Below are 16007 nucleotides of genomic sequence, written 5' to 3'. Positions count from 1 at the left end.
TTTTCGGTCCCGCCGGGTGGGCGGTGCTCGCCTGGCACGGTCCGAAAACGTGCCTACAGTGAAGAGATGTCGCCGTTGGAGGAACGGCACCCCTCCACTGTCACGGACTGGGACAACGCGCGACGCAAAGCCCGCCTGCGGGAAACCCGCGTCGGTCACGGGTGGAAGTCGTTGCGCCGGACCAGAGTGGCGCTGCTGCGGGTCGCCGCACTACTGGTCGCCGGACTGGTGCTGTTCGCCCAGTACTGGGTGCACGATGTTGCCCCGGAGCGGGCACGGCTGGCCATGACCGAGCCCGCCGTGCTCCCGGTCGCCATCCCGGCGGGCACCGAGAACTGGGACACGGTCGTCGTCGACATGGTCGGTTTGGGCGGGCTCAATGCGAGCAATACGGCGGCGGCGCTGCCCTCCCTGCGTCGAATGGGCGTGGTGTGGGCGATCAAATACGACAATCGCGGTATCGACACCAGGGTGATCGCGGAGCTGATCATTCGCGCGGCCGAGATGTCCGGTCTGAAGAATGTGGTGCTCGTCGGGCACAGCATGGGCGGGGTGATCGCGCTGGAGGTGGCCAGGCACATTCATACCATCAGCGACCGGCGCCTGGTCGCGGTCATCCTGGATTGCACGCCGATGGATCTGAACGCGGTGCGCCCCGAGAGCCGCGGTGCGGGGGAGGACATGGTGCGCTGGATGGCCTGGCTGCCCGGGGCCCGGGAGAGCCGAGGGCTGCGATCACTGGTGGAAACCTACGCGCGCCGCGACCGCTTCCTCGATCGTGCGGGTGTGCCTGGCATCCGATTCGACAAGTTGCGGATGGTGATATCGGATGTGTTGCGGGAGAAGATCTTTTCCCGCGACGCGGCAAGCAATGGACTCATCGAATCGCAGTTCCTCGCGATCGTGGCGGGTGGAGCGACCAGCGACCTACGCGCGCTGTCGCATCCGGCGCTGGGCAAACCACGCCCGGCGATTGTATTCATCCGTCCGCGTGATCCGGACAATGATCCGGTCGTCGATGTCGAGTACTCCCATCAGGTGTTGATCGAACGGGCGGGCGGCGTCGACGGCACCCTGCTTGTGGTGCTGGCGCGCAATACCGGCCACGCCAATCCAATGCAACGACCGCGCGAGTACAACACGGTCATCGAGCAGCAGGTCTTGCCCTTTGTCCAGCGATTCCAGCAGCAGGTCCGGTCAGCGAACACCGCCACCGCGCCACGGTGACAGCCACCGCGATACCCTCGGAATCAGGCTCGTCGGTCGGCGGTTGTTGCGCGTGCTCAGCGGCTGCCACCCGTAGTCAGCGGACGCGCGAGCCCAGCAGATGCCGGACGCCGCCGACGAAAAGTTGCAGGCCGAAGTCGAAACGGGCGGTGGCGTCAGGGGTTTCGTGCAGGGGGGAATCGCCATCGGTGAGTGCGCCGACGGAATCCATTTGCATGCGCGATTGCTCATCGACGGTCTGGCCCAGGACGTAGTGCAGCAGGGTGTATGCGGCCAGTTCGGCCTCATGACGGGGCATCCCCGCGCGAATTGCCGCGCCGGCCAATCGTTCTCGGCCCTTGTTTGTGGTGAGGCGGGAGGCGTAGGTGGCCGAGACGAGTTCGGCACCGTCGCGATAGGAGAGCAGCCGGTCGCGTAGGCGGTGTGCCAATTCGGTGATCTGGCCGGACCATTCGGTGGCCTCGATCGGGTCGTCCATGGGTGCGAGGATGCGGTCGGCGACCGCGCCGAGCAGCGCCTGCTTATTGGGGAAGTGCCAGTACAGCGCGCCCGGTTGCACCTCGAGTGATCCGGCCAGTCGCCGCATGGTGAGGTCGGCCAGACCGTATTCGTCGAGAATGGCGATAGCGCCGTCGACCACGTCGGTCCTGTGTAGCTGCACCCGAATTCCTTCCCGGTCATGTTTTGACTCACTCTTACCACTACCCTAGCCTGAACACCGTTCAAGTTGTACGGCTACCTCGGGCGCAGCGCCCGCAGTCGATGGCCGTGCACTGTGCAGGACGAAGGGATTCGTGCAGTGACCCAGGCACCCGTTCAGATCGGCATCTTGGCTACCGCCCGCGAGCAAGTGCTCGAGCGGGGCATCGGCCTGACCCAGGAGCAGACCCTCGAGGTGCTGCGGCTCGACGACGACCACCTGGAGCAATTGCTTGCTCTCGCCCATGAGGTGCGCATGAAGTGGTGCGGCCCGGAGGTCGAGGTCGAGGGCATCATCAGCCTGAAGACCGGCGGCTGCCCCGAGGACTGCCACTTCTGCTCCCAGTCGGGACTGTTCCAGTCACCGGTGCGCGCGGCCTGGCTCGACATTCCCAGCCTGGTCGAGGCGGCCAAGCAGACCGCCAAGTCCGGTGCCACCGAGTTCTGCATCGTGGCGGCGGTGCGCGGTCCGGATGAGCGGTTGATGGCGCAGGTCGCGGCGGGTGTCGAGGCCATCCGCAACGAGGTCGACATCCAGGTGGCCTGTTCGCTCGGCATGCTCACCCAGGAGCAGGTCGACCAGCTCGCCGCGATGGGTGTGCACCGCTACAACCACAACCTCGAGACCTCACGCTCGCATTTCCCGAACGTGGTCACCACACACAGTTGGGAAGAGCGCTGGGACACCCTGCGTATGGTCCGTGAGGCAGGCATGGAGGTGTGCTGCGGTGGCATCCTCGGGATGGGCGAAACCCTGGAGCAGCGCGCGGAATTCGCGTCGAACCTTGCCGAGCTCGAGCCCGACGAGGTGCCGCTGAACTTCCTCAACCCGCGTCCGGGCACCCCCTTCGGCGACCTCGAGGTGCTGCCCGCCTCCGACGCGTTGCGCGCTGTTGCCGCGTTCCGGCTCGCGCTGCCGCGCACCATGCTGCGCTTCGCGGGCGGTCGCGAGATCACCCTCGGCGACCTCGGTGCGAAGCAGGGCATCCTCGGCGGCATCAATGCGGTCATCGTCGGCAATTACCTGACCACCCTCGGCCGGCCCGCCGAACAGGACCTGGATCTGCTCGACGGATTGAAGATGCCGATCAAGGCGCTCAACGAAACGCTCTGACCCGCCGGTGTCGCGAGAGAACAGGGCAGGCGTCATGAGTACTGTCATGGGCATGGACGAGCGCTACAACCCGTTCACCGGCAAACGGATCGTGACCGGTCTCGCTGACCCGGTGCCGACAGCCGCCGCGTTGGGCCTCGAGCCACCACGCTACTGCGAGCAGTGTGGTCGCCGGATGATCGTGCAGGTCAGTCCGGACGGCTGGTGGGCGAAGTGCTCCCGCCACGGCGTGCTGGACTCGGCGAGTCTGGGACTGCGCTAGTGACGACGGATTCGATACCTTCGGCGGGGATTCGGCGTGAGGTGCGTGCCGCCGTGATCATCGTGGTCGCGGTGCTACTGCTCAGCGTGGTCGGTGCGGTGGTGTGGGGTTGGTTGGCGCCGACCGAACAGCTGCTGGTGACACAACCCGGGCGCGGCGCAACTTTGACCGGGGAGAGCGTGCACCAATTCGACGCACTGGCGATCTTCGTCTGTATCGGCGCGGTGACCGGACTGCTTTCCGCGGTGGGCGCGTGGCGGTGGCGCGCGGTGCGCGGACCGATCATGCAGCTGGCGTTGGTGGTCGGGTCGGTGGTCGGTGCGTTCGCGATGTCGCGGCTGGGTGAGCAGGTCGCGCAGTGGCATCATCCGCGCCCGCACGATCCGCCCGTCGGGCAGATCGTGGACTTGCCGGCCGAGGTTGGCAGTTGGTTGGCGTTGATCGTGCAGCCGTTGATCGCGGCATTGATCCTGCTGTTTCTTGCCGCGCTCAGTTCGTCGGAGGATCTCGGCACCGGATTCGCTGGACCATTCGGAGCGTCGCGGCCGATCGGCGATCGAACCCATTTCACGGCAATAACTTACGGGACCTACCGCGCCGATGGACATGCGGGCGACAGCGTGGCTCATGCTGAAGGATACGAACCGGTCGGGGAGTCGCGTTCCGGCTGACGCGTCGGCTGGGATGATCGGCTCCAATCCCTGTTCCTACTCCTTTTCTGGCTGGTTGAGTTGGTGTTCTGGGCCATTGGGGGCGTCGGCCGCAGGCCATCTCCGCAGCCTCCGCCCGCACCGCAGATGAAGACCGCCTGAGCCGCTCGTCATCGATCGCGGACATGTCCGTGACCCCGATGGTGCCGAATACATATATGGCGCAATGGTTTTCGAGGATGTCCCTAGCACGGTGAGGTTCCGCCGATTCCGGGCGCGCAGGGGGTTCTACGGGATCGGCGGATCTCATCGGTGATGAGATTCGCCGCCGCAGTGGGCATCGCCAACGGTGAGCTGACGATCTGTTATCGGGGTGGCCGGAAAATGACTGGCAGGCGGGGTGATTGCGTGAGTACCGTTGCGGTCGATTCGAAGGGGCGGAAGTGTTGGCAATGAACAAATGTGACAAGGCGGCGCTGTCGGAGACGGTGCGGGAGCAGGGTGGGGAACGGCCGGATCTGGTGGCGTGGCGACGGCGCAATGCGCTGCGCCGGTCCAGCGCCGCGCAACCCATCCCCAGCAAGCGGCAGTATCGGCGCACCAGCAAGCATCACAACCGTTCGCACGATTGAGGCCGCGGTCTACTTTCTGGATCGGCCCCTGGATTGCTAGTCCACCGCCGCATCTGCGCGCTACATCGGTGTGGATGTCCCGCCGCCGCGCCCCGATCGGCGGTGCTGCCGAAGTATGCGAACACGGCGTGCCCTTCGGCAGAATCGATGCTCGTCGGCCGGGTCGGTGGCCGTCGCGATCAATTAGGCGGCCGAAATACGGCGAATTCGTCGGTGACGCGAAGCCCGGAGTCGCTGAAACGGTAGAGCGCGGCAGGGCGGCCTCCCGCGCGGCCTGGTGCGGCGGTTGCGCCGGTCGGGGTGATGACCTTGCGACGACTGAGGACTCGTTGCAGATTGGTGGTGTCGACGTCATAACCCAGTGCTACGCAGTAGATTTCGCGCAGCGTCGACATGGTGAAACGGTCGGGGGCCAGCGCGAAGGCGATGTTGGTGTAGGAGAGCTTGGCGGCCAGTCGGGTGCGGGCGTGGTCGACGACGGTGCCGTGGTCGAAGGACATGTGTGGCAGCGCGGAGACCGGATGCCATGCGGTATCCGACGGTAGTTGTGGGTCCGCGGTGAGCGGGACGAGGCCGAGGTAGGCCGATGCGATACGACGCGGATCGGGCACGCGGTCCGGCTTGCTGAATACCGACAGCTGTTCCAGATGTGTCAGTTCGCGCACATCGACCTTCTCAGCGAGCTGACGCCGCGCGGAGGTGTCGAGGTCCTCGTCATCGCGCAGCCGACCGCCGGGCAGCGACCAGGTGCCCCGCTGCGGGTCGAGTGCGCGCTGCCATAGCAGCACGGCGAGCTCGGTGCGCTGATCGGGCGGGCAGCGCCGGTTTACCTCGGCTGGGAGTTCCGCGGGGCTGCAACCTGCGGTGATGTCGGTAGGGAAGCGCCGAGCCTGGAACACCGCAGTGAGCGATTCGTGGATGGTGTTACTATGGGGCACGTTTTCGATTATAAGTCGAAAACCTGGTTTGATGCGAATCGGCGGTGTTGTCGAGCGCATGGAGGAAGGAGCCATCATGGCGACGATGGGAGCGAAGCTCGTAACCGCGCCTGGCACCACGCTGATGGAGCAGGTCACCGACGGGCCGTCGGGATTCACCGGAGTCGAGGGCACGTCGGGCTGGGCGCAAGAGATCAAGCGACTCGCCAGGATGCGCAACGCCACGATTCTCGCGCACAACTACCAGCTGCCGGAGATTCAGGACGTGGCCGATCACGTCGGTGATTCGCTGGCGCTCTCGCGCATCGCGGCCGAGGCCTCCGAGGACACCATCGTGTTCTGCGGTGTGCACTTCATGGCAGAGACGGCGAAGATTCTCAGCCCCGGAAAAACCGTCCTCATCCCGGACCAGCGGGCAGGCTGCTCGCTCGCGGATTCCATCAGCGCCGACGAATTGCGCGCGTGGAAGGCCGAATTTCCGAACGCGGTGGTCGTGTCGTATGTGAACACCACCGCCGCGGTGAAGGCGCTCACCGACATCTGCTGCACGTCGTCGAACGCCGTCGACGTGGTCGCCTCCATCGACCCCGACCGTGAGGTGTTGTTCCTGCCCGACCAATTCCTCGGCGCACATGTCAAGCGCGTGACCGGCCGCGAGAACATGCACATCTGGGCAGGCGAATGCCACGTGCACGCGGGTATCAACGGCGACGAATTGCAGGATCAAGCCCGCACCCACCCCGACGCCGAACTGTTCGTGCACCCCGAATGCGGTTGCGCCACATCGGCGTTGTACCTCGCGGGCGAGGGCGCCTTCCCGGCCGAGCGGGTGCACATCCTGTCCACCGGCGGCATGATCGACGCGGCCAAGGCCGCCACCTCGAACCAGGTGCTGGTAGCCACCGAGATCGGCATGTTGCACCAGCTGCGAAAGGCTGCCCCCGGCATCGACTTCCAGGCCGTCAACGATCGCGCCTCATGCAAGTACATGAAGATGATCACCCCCGCCGCGTTGCTGCGCTGCCTGGTGGAGGGACGCGATGAGGTGCATGTCGACCCGGAAACTGCTGCGCGCGGCCGTGGTTCAGTGCAACGGATGATCGAGATCGGCAACCCCGGCGGTGGGGAATGAGCGGATTCGCTGCCACACCAGGGCGCTACGAGGTCGAGACTCCGGTGTTCGCCCGTGACGGCGGGGTCGCATGACTGCCGGACGGCCGCCGATCGACTGGGAGGAAGACGCCGACCTGGTCGTGATCGGAGGTGGAGTGGCGGGGCTGACGGCAGCACGCACCGCGTCGCTGCGTGGGCTTCGGGTGCTTATTCTCAGTAAAGGCGGCGCGACAGATACCTCGACGCAGTACGCCCAGGGCGGGATCGCGGTCGTTGCGCCACATGAGGATTCAGTCGAATCGCATGTGCGCGACACGGTCGAGGCCGGGGCCGGGCTCTGTGATATGGACGCGGTTCGGTCAATTGTCGAAGGCGGGCAGGACGCCGTCGCGGCGTTGACCGACCTGGGTGCGGTGTTCGATCTCGGTCGCGACGGCCAGGTTTCGCGCACCCGCGAGGGCGGACACAGCACGCGGCGGATCATCCATGCCGGTGGCGACGCTACCGGCGCGGAGGTGCAGCGAGCTCTTAATGCCGCCGATCTGCCGGTGCTGTTCGGCACTGCGGCTTTGGAGATCGTCACCGGCCGTGGTGGCGTGCAGGGCGTGATCGCGGTGTCCGAGCGTGGATTCGGGGTTGTGCACGCGCCTGCGGTGCTGTTGGCCACCGGTGGGCTGGGCCAGTTGTACGCGCTCAGTACCAACCCGCCCGGTGCGACCGCGGATGGGATCGCGTTGGCCCTATGGGCCGGGGCGACCGTGGCCGATCTCGAGTTCGTGCAGTTCCATCCAACCGTGCTGTACACGCCGGGTGGGACCGGACGCAGGCCGTTGATCAGTGAGGCCGTTCGCGGTGAGGGCGCGATACTCGTTGATTCAGAAGGAGATTCGGTGACCGCGGGCGTGCACCCGCGCGGCGACCTGGCGCCGAGGGATGTGGTGTCGCGTGCCATCGCCGACCGAATGCGCGTACTCGGGACCGACCACGTGTATCTCGACGCTCGTGCCATCGACGGTTTCCCGCAACGGTTCCCGACCATCACCGCGTCCTGTCTGGCCGCGGGGATCGACCCGAGGACCGACCTCGTCCCCGTTGCCCCGGCCGCGCACTACCAGTGCGGTGGAGTAGTCACCGACACACACGGGCGCACCGCCGTTCCCGGCCTCTATGCCGCCGGAGAGGTGGCGCGTACCGGCCTGCACGGCGGAAACCGGTTGGCTTCCAACAGCTTGCTCGAGGGCCTGGTGGTCGGTGAACGCGCCGGGGCCGCCGCGGTCGAACGGCTCGGTGAGGAGGTACCGATCCCGCAGATCCCGCTCCGGTCAGTGCCAAGGGCCGATCGAAACCTGGTGCAGCGGTTGATGACCGCACACGGTGCCGTCATCCGCGAGGCCGACGGCCTCGCCGATGCCGCAAGACAATTAGAAAACGCGGTACTGCACCGTGTGCCGCGGACCGGCGGTGCGGTGGGCACCGCAATACCTGCGGCCCAACGGATCACCGAATTCGAGGATGCCGCCCTGACCCTCGCCGCCCGAGTGCTCCTGCACGCTGCCGCGGCTCGCGCCGAAAGCCGAGGCTGCCATACCCGATCCGACCACCCGCACTCGACCGAGTCGCAGCACTACAGCACCGCATTCCGCCTCGGCTCCGAAGGCCAACCCGTCGCGGCACCCGACGGTTTCGCAGTAGCCGACCCCTGGTCTCGCGACTCACTCCCGAGCGCATCATGACCAACGTCGCCCACACCGCCCCATCCCGCTCCTATACCTCGAGCAGCGACGGCGCTGCGGGGGTGGGGCTCTATGGAATTGAGTACCAAGGGGATTCAGTACTGCTCGTAAGTTGATGTGCGGGCTCGTGAACTAGGAGTGTTTTGATGGGTCTTGATAGTGGTCTCGGGCGTGATGAAGTGGTCGGGCTTATTCGGACCGCGCTCGACGAGGATCTGCGGTATGGGGCCGATGTCACTACCGCGGCAACGGTTCCGGCGGATGCGGTGGTGAAGGCGTCGGTGGTTTCCCGGCAGTCGGGGACCGTCGCGGGGCTCGACGTCGGGCTGCTCGTGCTCGATGAGGTGATCGGCGTGGGGAACTACGAGATCACCGATCGGGTCGCCGACGGTACCCGGGTGCGGCCGGGACAGTCGGTCCTCGGTCTGGTCGCGCCGACGCGCGGGCTGCTCACCGCGGAACGCACCATGCTCAATCTGGTCTGCCACCTGTCCGGCATCGCTACCGCGACGTCCGCATGGGTGGATGAGGTTTCGGGCACGGCCTGCAGGATTCGCGACAGCCGCAAGACCCTGCCCGGCCTGCGTGCGCTGCAGAAATACGCCGTCCGAGTCGGTGGCGGCGTGAATCACCGTATGGGCCTCGGCGACGCGGCGCTGATCAAGGACAATCACGTGGTGGCCGCTGGTTCGGTGGTCGAAGCCCTGCGTGCCGTCCGTGAACTGGCCCCCGCTATCGACTGCGAGGTCGAGGTGGACAGCCTCGAGCAGCTCGATGCCGTCCTCGCCGAAAACGTGGAACTCGTTCTGTTGGATAACTTTCCACTCTGGCAGACCCAGGCCGCAGTCCAGCGCCGCGACAGCATGGCGCCGCAGACCAAGCTGGAATCCTCCGGCGGCCTTCGCCTCGCCGACGCCGCTGACTACGCCCGCACCGGCGTCGATTACCTCGCCGTCGGCGCCCTGACCCATTCTGTGCGTGTGCTGGACCTCGGGCTGGATATGTAGGACGGCGTGCGATGGTCGGGTGGACTTGGCTCGATTCCTTGGCGGTCTGTGTCTTGCCGCCGCCGACTGTGCCCGCGCCGGCGTCGATTACCTCGCTGTCGGTGCGCTGACCCACTCATTCCGCGTGCTGGATATCTGGACACCGCGCAAACGCTCATGGTGGACCGAGCTCGAATTTTCGCGGCTGCGCGCTTCGTCGACGTGGGCGTCTACATTGTGTCGGCGTCGACTATAAGCCACTTCCCTGTATTGGTGGTCAGTAGTGTAGATCCGTTGGTGGGTCGGCAGGATGGTTGAAGTGGCAGAACTGAAATCAGTAGCGGTAAACGGCATCGATATGGCGTATACGGACTTTGTTGGCACCGGCCGACCAGTTGTCGCCCTGCACGGCAGTTTCGGTCGAGGCGCTGTTTTCACTCGCCTCGCCCACGACCTTGCCTCCGGCGCGCATGTGATCGCACCCGATCAACGCGGTCATGGCTACAGCAGCCATACCGACAGCTACACCAACGATGACTTCGTCGCCGATATCGCTGGTCTGGTCCGGCATTTGGATCTCGGACCGGTCGTGGTCTTGGGTCATTCACGTGGCGGTATCACCGCCTACCAGTTGGCCGCGCGGCACCCGGAACTGGTGGCAGCATTGGTCATCGAGGACGTGGGGCCGTTGATGCGCACGCCGGAGATCGAACACCCGGTGTTGGATGTGCGCGGTTGGCCCGAGACGGCAGCCACGAAAAAGGCGCTGGCCGAGGCGATTCGAGCGCGAGGAATTCCCGAGCCCGGGTATTTCATGCAAAGTGCTGTACCAACAGCAGACGGCCGATGGCGGCTGCTGTTCGACTGGAACGAGATGATGGCTGTCCAGATCAGTGGCGTGGGTGATTGGTGGAGCGATTGGCTGGACTCTGCCTGCCCCGCCCTGGTATTGCGCGGCGAGCACAGTACGTTGCTACCCGAGCCACTGGCCTACGAGATGGTCGCCCGGCGGCCCGCCGGCCGATTGGTGCAGTTCCCGGGCGCAGGACACTGGATTCACGACGACGACCCAGACGGCATGGCCCGTGTGGTGGCCGATTTCCTCAGCGAACTCGACGACGATCCAGCGAACGGACCGAGCAGCATTCGACCGGACATGCAACAAGGCGTGGAGACACACTGACACGCCTTCTCGGCAGCGGTGAGGAAGTGCTGCGCGGCACCAGCTGTCGATGCGGCGTGGCTCGTTGTAGTCGACGTGGATAGGCCGAAAAAGGTTGCGGCACTGCATGACAACGCTGCTCGGGCGGGCCGACGAATCATCGACAAAACGGTTATCCAACTCGCGCTCGGCCGTGTGCTCGGTATGTGCATAGCGTGCAACGCTTATGCGGTGAGTTCGCGTTCGAGGGGAGTGCGGAAGCGGGGGATAGCGCGAACGTCGCCGTACCAGATTGCGGTGCGGGCGAGTTCGGCCTCGATCATGGCGGTGGCGTCCGAGCCCACGTCCTCGAGGAGGCGGTATACGAGTTCGCCGTCTGTGCGTTGGGCCCAGCCGCCGACGATGCGGCCGTTGTGCCAGATCGAGGGGCCGATATTGCCGTTGCGGTCGAACAGCCTCGCCCCGTGCGGGCCCAGGTACCAGTCGCGGGACTGCCAGCCCATCGGGGTGGGGTCGAGGGCGGGCAGTAGCGACACCCACGGGTCGGGGGTGGGGTCCGGTTCGAGGTCGTCGGCGAGCAGGATGCCGGTGCCGCCGTCGAGATCGACCTCGACCACATCGAGTTGGGTGAGGGCCTTGCGGACCTCGGCCAGTGACCAGCCGGTCCACCATTTGATGTCGGAGACGGGCGCGGGACCGAACGCGGACAACCACTTTCGGACCAGTTCGGCGCGGGCGCGATCGGCGGGGATCCTCGCCGCGCCGCCAGGGAGCCAGGATTCCACGGGCGCCCAGGTGTATTGGCTGCTGGTCCAGGAGCCGTTCGGCCGCCCGCGCACGATCCGTCCCTCGACACCGAGGATGACGAGCACCCAGGTGGTGATGCTGGTCGGCTTCGAATATGACTTGTCCGGGGCGGGATTCACCTGGGTGCGCAGCCGCGGCACCTGTTTGCTCAGTTGTGCGCCGGTCGCGGCGCCGAGTGACAGCAGCGCCTTGTGGGTCTCGTCTTCGACGTCGGCCAGCCAGTCGCGAGCATTGCCGTCGACCACGCCGGCCGATTCGATGAACCTGCTGTAGGTGCGGCGCTGTTTCTCGGCGAGCGCATCAGCACACGATGCTTGCAATACCGGCAGCAATTCGACCGGCGCGACGAACATGGTGCGCCGCATGGCCAGCAGCCGCAGTAGCGTGCGGTCTTCGTAGAGAGACCGTTCGACGTGTTCGGGGGTGGCGGTGTTGCTGCGCGCGCCGATCGACAGATACACCGTGGCCGGATCGGTGGCGTGCAGCACGACCAGTGAGCGGGCCACCTCGGAGATCTCGTCGGTGCGCACCGCTGCGGCGAGACGGTGCCGGTTCGCGAGTCGGGCCCGGCGTTGGGCGTTATCTATCGAACGCATAAGCGAATCCTAGCCGCGGTTCGACGCCATGAGTCGAACATCAGCAACCGGCCGGCAGATGCCGAGTGTGTTGTCCTCGCTGTCGCGCAACCAGTGCCCCGCTCGGCGATAGTCGGTCGAGCGTCGCTGTTGGAAGGCGCCGCTATTCGTCGCTCCCGTGGCACACACCGCAAAAGCGCGTGGGATCATTCGATGATGACACGCAAAGTCGGGCTGCTGGCGCTGTGCGGTGTGCTGTTGAGTGTGTTCGCGGTGACAACCGTTGCACCACCGTATGTTTCGGCGGAGCCGGACTGCCCGGTGCGGGTCGCGGTGCGGCCGGTGACGCTGAGCGTGGTCGGCGAGGACGCGACCGGCCGGGTGTACGAGCCGTACCGGTGCGCACCCGGTGATCTGGTGGCGGGGGATATGGTTACCGCCGTACACGGCCACGACGGCTCGTCCGCGGACTACGCGGGTTATCTGACCGCCATCGCCCAGCGGACCGCGACACCGATCGTGTCGATGGACCTGCGCAGCGCGACAAGCAGCTGGAAGACCGGTGAATGGAACCTGTGGGCGGGCTGGCAGGATATCGTCGCCGCTACCCAGTTGTACAAGGACGAGCATCGGTCGATTTCGCGAACCGTGCTGTGGGGGTGGAGTCAGGGCGGCACGATGAGTGGGCTCGCGGTGGCGCACGGTCCGCGCGGACTGTTCGATTTCTGGGTCGATAATTACGGTCCCGCAGACGATTTCACGATGTGGGCGGCATCGGCGGGGGTCGACCCGAAGCTGCCCGCACAGATCGAACACGATGCGGGCGGATGTCCACCGGTCAGTTGCCCGCAGGCCTACGCCGAACGTTCACCGGTGCTGCTCGCGGCGCGCATGGGAATGAAGCGTGCCTTCCTGATACACGGCACCTCCGATGGCGTGGTGCCCTACGCGGCCAGTGTCGAAATGCGTGCCGGGCTGCTCGCCGCGGGCAAGCCCACCTCGATGTACACCATCGTCACCGGTCGTGATCTCAATGGCGCCATCGTGCCCGGCGATCACAGTGTCGGCCCCGCGTACTTCGAGGGCGGTTGCGTCGTCGAGCGGCTGCTCACCGATGCCGAACCTGTCGACGGCCCCGATCGCGACTACGTGGTGGATGTCGCACACGGCGTGGTCACCGCGCCCGCCGCACCGCCGAATGCCAAGTGCGCCGCATGAATTCACCCAACGCGGGCATCCGATGGGTAATCCGGTCGCAACGTGTGCGAACGATCAACCAGTAGCAACCGGCCAGCCGAATCCCCGTACCGCCCGGACACGCGGACCGACGCCCGGTGGTTTCGGCAAAGCGCCGGAACACTTCCGGCCCACCTGTGGTTGCCCCGGGTAGACCGACACGAGGAGGCGCGATGACGAAACCGCACGACCCTGCCTACCATTGGGACGGCGCCGAGCTCGACCTGGACGCGTATCTGGCGCGGATCTCCTACGACGGTGACCGCGCGCCGACGCTGGCGACGCTGCGTGCGCTGGTGTACGCGCACACCACCGCGATCCCCTTCGAGAATCTGGAGGTCATTCTCGGCCGCGTGATCCCGCTGGATGTGAAGTCGTTGCAGGACAAGATGGTCCGGCGGCGTCGCGGCGGCTACTGCTATGAGAATGTCGGCCTGTTCGCGGCGGCGCTGGAACGACTCGGTTTCGGGGTCACCGGTATCAGCGGCCGGGTGAGCATGGGCGCCGAGAGCGGCATCCGGCCCGCCACCCATGCGCTGCTGCGCGTGACGACCAGCGACGACGAGCGGGTGTGGCTGTGCGATGTCGGCTTCGGCTCCGGCCCACTGGAGCCCTATGAGCTGGCCGCGAGCGGTGAATTCAGCCTCGGCGACTGGCGATTCCGATTGGAACGCACCAGCGGCGAACTGGACACCGACCTGTGGGTGCTGCATCAATTCGGCCGCGAGGGCTGGATCGACCGCTACACCTTCAGCACGAACCCGCAGTACCGCATCGACTACGCCGTCGGTAACCATTTCGTCTCCACCTCGCCGCGTTCGCCTTTCACGGCACGGCCGTTCGTGCAACGCTTCCACCCCGGCGTCCACCACATTCTCGACGGCACCACCCTTATCACCGAACATCCCGACGGTTCCAGCGAGGTCCGCGAGTTGGAACCCGCGCAGCTGCCGAAGATTTTGACCGAAGTGTTCGATATCGACCTCGAGCTCGCCGATGCCGCCGTACTCGCCGCCGCGCCATGGCGAATGGGCTGAGCGAGCCGCGAGTTCCTCGACCGATACAGTCGGCGGGGTGCGCACTCACCGGAAGCTTCTAGTCCTGTTCGCGGCGCCGACGCTGGCGCTGACCGGTTGCAGTTCCGGCCCTGACCAGCCCGACACCGTCGCAGGACAATTCGCAGACGCACTCAATCGCGACGATATCGCCGCAGCGGCGGCACTGACCGACGATCCGGCCAAGGCGTCGCAGGCACTACAGGGGCTCTATGACGGTCTCGGCAAAGAGGTGACGTTCGACGTCCGCTCCGCCGACAAGAACTCCTTCACCCTCGCGGCCACCTGGAAACTCGGCTCGGACGGCAAGAACGAGTGGACCTACGCCACCACCGGATCCGCGAACGAAACCGGCGACAGCTGGAAAGTCACCTGGGATCCGGCCGTGGTCGCACCAGGTCTGGAAACCGGTCCGCTGACCTATGCGCCGGTGTATCCCCGGCCTGCCCGCATTCTCGACGCCGCAGGCGGCGAGCTCATGACCCAGCAGGTGGTGACGTTGGTGAATGTGGCCCCTGGCGCCGACACCGCCGCGGTCGCCGGTCTGATCGGACCGCTGGCGCCCGGCCTCACCACGGAGTCGCTGCAATCGGATCTCGCCGCGGCGCAGGGTAAGTCGATCACGGCGATCACGCTGCGCGACGCCGACATCGCGCCGGTCCAGGGCGCGCTGGAGGCGACCCGCGGAGTCAGCCTCGCGCCACAGACCCGGCTACTGACTACTGACAAGACGCTCGCGTCCCCGGCCCTGTCTGGTTTGTCGGATATGTGGCAGCGCTCCGTCGACGAGTCGGCGGGTTGGGCGGTGCAGGTTCAAGGGCAGGACGACTCGAAACGTTCCGCCGGTCAAGATCCGCGCCCGACCTCCGATATCGCCACGACTCTCGACATCGACCTCCAGCATGCCGCCGAGGACGCGCTGGCCCCGATCGCCCAGCCCGCCGCCATCGTCGCGTTGCGACCCTCCACCGGTGACGTGCTCGCGGTCGCACAGAACAACGCCGCCGACGCGCAGGGGTCGATCGCGCTCACCGGCCTGTACCCGCCCGGTTCGACCTTCAAGACCGTCACCGTCTCCGCCGCACTGCAAGCGGGCGAGGTCGCTCCCGACACCGTGTTGCCCTGCCCAGGAGTCGCGGATATCGAGGGACGCCGCATCCCCAACGATGACAACTTCGATCTCGGCCAGGTTCCGCTGCACACCGCCTTCGCGCGCTCCTGCAACACCACGATGGCCGGCTTAGCCGTGAAGTTGCCGGTGGACGCGCTGACGAAGGCGGCAACCCAACTCGGTCTCGGCGTCGATTACGTCACACCCGGCCTGACCACCGTCACCGGCAAGGTGCCGCCCGCGGGCACTCCCGCCCAGCGTGTCGAGTCTGGCATCGGACAGGGCCAGGTCACGGCCTCGCCATTCGGGATGGCGCTGGTCGCCGCGTCGCTCGCGCATGGGTCGGTGCCATCACCGGCGATCGTGAAGGGACAGCCCGGGGTCGCCGACGCGGCGCAGGACGCGTTGCCGCCCACCACTGCTGACCAGGTGAAATCCATGATGCGCGAGACGATTACCGGCGGCACCGCGACATCATTGCGCGATATTCCTGGCCTGCTCGGTAAGACCGGCACCGCCGAATACATCGACGACACCCACGCACACGGCTGGTTCGTCGGCATCGCCGGGGATCTGGCATTAGCGGTATTCGTCAGCGATGCGGGCAGTTCCGGTCCAGCGGTGGAGGCTGCGGGCCGTATGCTGCGCACGCGGCGGTAGTCATCGCCGGTGTGTGGGTGGCGGATATGTGGCTGCTGTCGCATGCC

15 protein-coding genes and 1 pseudogene are annotated in these 16007 nt (G+C 66.2%); 13 read left to right on the top strand and 3 right to left on the bottom strand.

The window, feature by feature from the left end; all coding sequences use genetic code 11:
* Nucleotides 1-66: 66 nt before the first annotated feature.
* Nucleotides 67-1227, top strand: a complete 1161-nt coding sequence (locus tag LKE06_RS20010; protein WP_228000828.1) for a lipase family alpha/beta hydrolase — start codon at nt 67-69, stop codon at nt 1225-1227.
* Between the two features lie 76 nt (nt 1228-1303).
* On the opposite strand, the gene LKE06_RS20005 is transcribed toward LKE06_RS20010, so the two are convergent.
* The gene (locus LKE06_RS20005) at nt 1304-1888 is read right to left on the bottom strand and encodes a TetR/AcrR family transcriptional regulator C-terminal domain-containing protein (RefSeq protein WP_228000827.1); all 585 of its coding nucleotides are present in this window, start codon (nt 1886-1888) and stop codon (nt 1304-1306) included.
* Nucleotides 1889-2026: 138 nt separating this feature from the next.
* Between LKE06_RS20005 and bioB the strand changes: the two genes are divergently transcribed.
* From bioB to LKE06_RS19985, 4 genes are all read left to right on the top strand, one after another.
* Entirely contained in the window at nt 2027-3040 is a 1014-nt protein-coding gene (gene bioB / locus LKE06_RS20000) for a biotin synthase BioB (RefSeq protein ID WP_228000826.1), read from the top strand.
* A 34-nt stretch (nt 3041-3074) separates the two neighbouring features.
* Nucleotides 3075-3302 carry a biotin synthase auxiliary protein BsaP gene (gene bsaP, locus LKE06_RS19995; protein ID WP_228000825.1) on the top strand — a complete coding sequence of 76 codons (228 nt, stop codon included), beginning with the start codon at nt 3075-3077 and terminating at the stop codon, nt 3300-3302.
* Complete coding sequence (locus LKE06_RS19990; protein WP_228000824.1) at nt 3302-3973, top strand: DUF2567 domain-containing protein; 672 nt, start codon at nt 3302-3304, stop codon at nt 3971-3973. Before bsaP ends, LKE06_RS19990 begins: the two co-directional genes overlap by 1 nt.
* Before the next feature lie 431 nt (nt 3974-4404).
* The gene (locus LKE06_RS19985) at nt 4405-4584 is read left to right on the top strand and encodes a hypothetical protein (RefSeq protein WP_228000823.1); all 180 of its coding nucleotides are present in this window, start codon (nt 4405-4407) and stop codon (nt 4582-4584) included.
* 179 nt (nt 4585-4763) lie between these two features.
* Here the strand turns inward: LKE06_RS19985 and LKE06_RS19980 are convergent, their stop codons facing one another.
* A complete protein-coding gene (locus tag LKE06_RS19980) occupies nt 4764-5522 on the bottom strand; it encodes an NUDIX hydrolase (protein WP_228000822.1) in 759 nt (252 codons plus the stop codon).
* 124 nt (nt 5523-5646) lie between these two features.
* Between LKE06_RS19980 and nadA the strand changes: the two genes are divergently transcribed.
* From nadA to LKE06_RS19955, 5 genes and pseudogenes are all read left to right on the top strand, one after another.
* On the top strand, nt 5647-6654 hold the full coding sequence (nadA, locus tag LKE06_RS19975; RefSeq protein WP_372477397.1) for a quinolinate synthase NadA: 1008 nt from the start codon (nt 5647-5649) through the stop codon (nt 6652-6654).
* A 70-nt stretch (nt 6655-6724) separates the two neighbouring features.
* Nucleotides 6725-8368: an L-aspartate oxidase gene (locus tag LKE06_RS19970; RefSeq protein ID WP_228000821.1), complete on the top strand. Its 1644-nt coding sequence runs from the start codon at nt 6725-6727 to the stop codon at nt 8366-8368.
* 146 nt (nt 8369-8514) lie between these two features.
* Nucleotides 8515-9375, top strand: a complete 861-nt coding sequence (gene nadC, locus LKE06_RS19965) for a carboxylating nicotinate-nucleotide diphosphorylase (RefSeq protein ID WP_228000820.1) — start codon at nt 8515-8517, stop codon at nt 9373-9375.
* Between the two features lie 40 nt (nt 9376-9415).
* Nucleotides 9416-9511, top strand: a pseudogene (locus tag LKE06_RS33470) (carboxylating nicotinate-nucleotide diphosphorylase); the annotation flags it as partial.
* A gap of 162 nt (nt 9512-9673) precedes the next feature.
* Nucleotides 9674-10537 (top strand): alpha/beta fold hydrolase, encoded by an 864-nt coding sequence (locus tag LKE06_RS19955; RefSeq protein WP_228000819.1) that lies wholly within the window; start codon nt 9674-9676, stop codon nt 10535-10537.
* A gap of 203 nt (nt 10538-10740) precedes the next feature.
* Here LKE06_RS19955 and LKE06_RS19950 read toward each other — a convergent pair whose 3' ends face one another.
* On the bottom strand, nt 10741-11919 hold the full coding sequence (locus LKE06_RS19950) for a winged helix DNA-binding domain-containing protein (RefSeq protein WP_228000818.1): 1179 nt from the start codon (nt 11917-11919) through the stop codon (nt 10741-10743).
* Nucleotides 11920-12114: 195 nt separating this feature from the next.
* Between LKE06_RS19950 and LKE06_RS19945 the strand changes: the two genes are divergently transcribed.
* The 3 genes from LKE06_RS19945 (at nt 12115) to LKE06_RS19935 (ending at nt 15960) form a co-directional block, all read left to right on the top strand.
* Nucleotides 12115-13116 (top strand): alpha/beta hydrolase family protein, encoded by a 1002-nt coding sequence (locus LKE06_RS19945; RefSeq protein ID WP_228000817.1) that lies wholly within the window; start codon nt 12115-12117, stop codon nt 13114-13116.
* Between the two features lie 191 nt (nt 13117-13307).
* On the top strand, nt 13308-14171 hold the full coding sequence (locus LKE06_RS19940) for an arylamine N-acetyltransferase family protein (protein WP_228000816.1): 864 nt from the start codon (nt 13308-13310) through the stop codon (nt 14169-14171).
* 37 nt (nt 14172-14208) lie between these two features.
* Complete coding sequence (locus LKE06_RS19935) at nt 14209-15960, top strand: penicillin-binding transpeptidase domain-containing protein (protein ID WP_372477394.1); 1752 nt, start codon at nt 14209-14211, stop codon at nt 15958-15960.
* Nucleotides 15961-16007: the final 47 nt, after the last annotated feature.

Source organism: Nocardia australiensis, assembly GCF_020733705.1.
GTDB lineage: Bacteria > Actinomycetota > Actinomycetes > Mycobacteriales > Mycobacteriaceae > Nocardia > Nocardia australiensis.
This window is presented reverse-complemented; position numbering and strand designations above follow the sequence as displayed.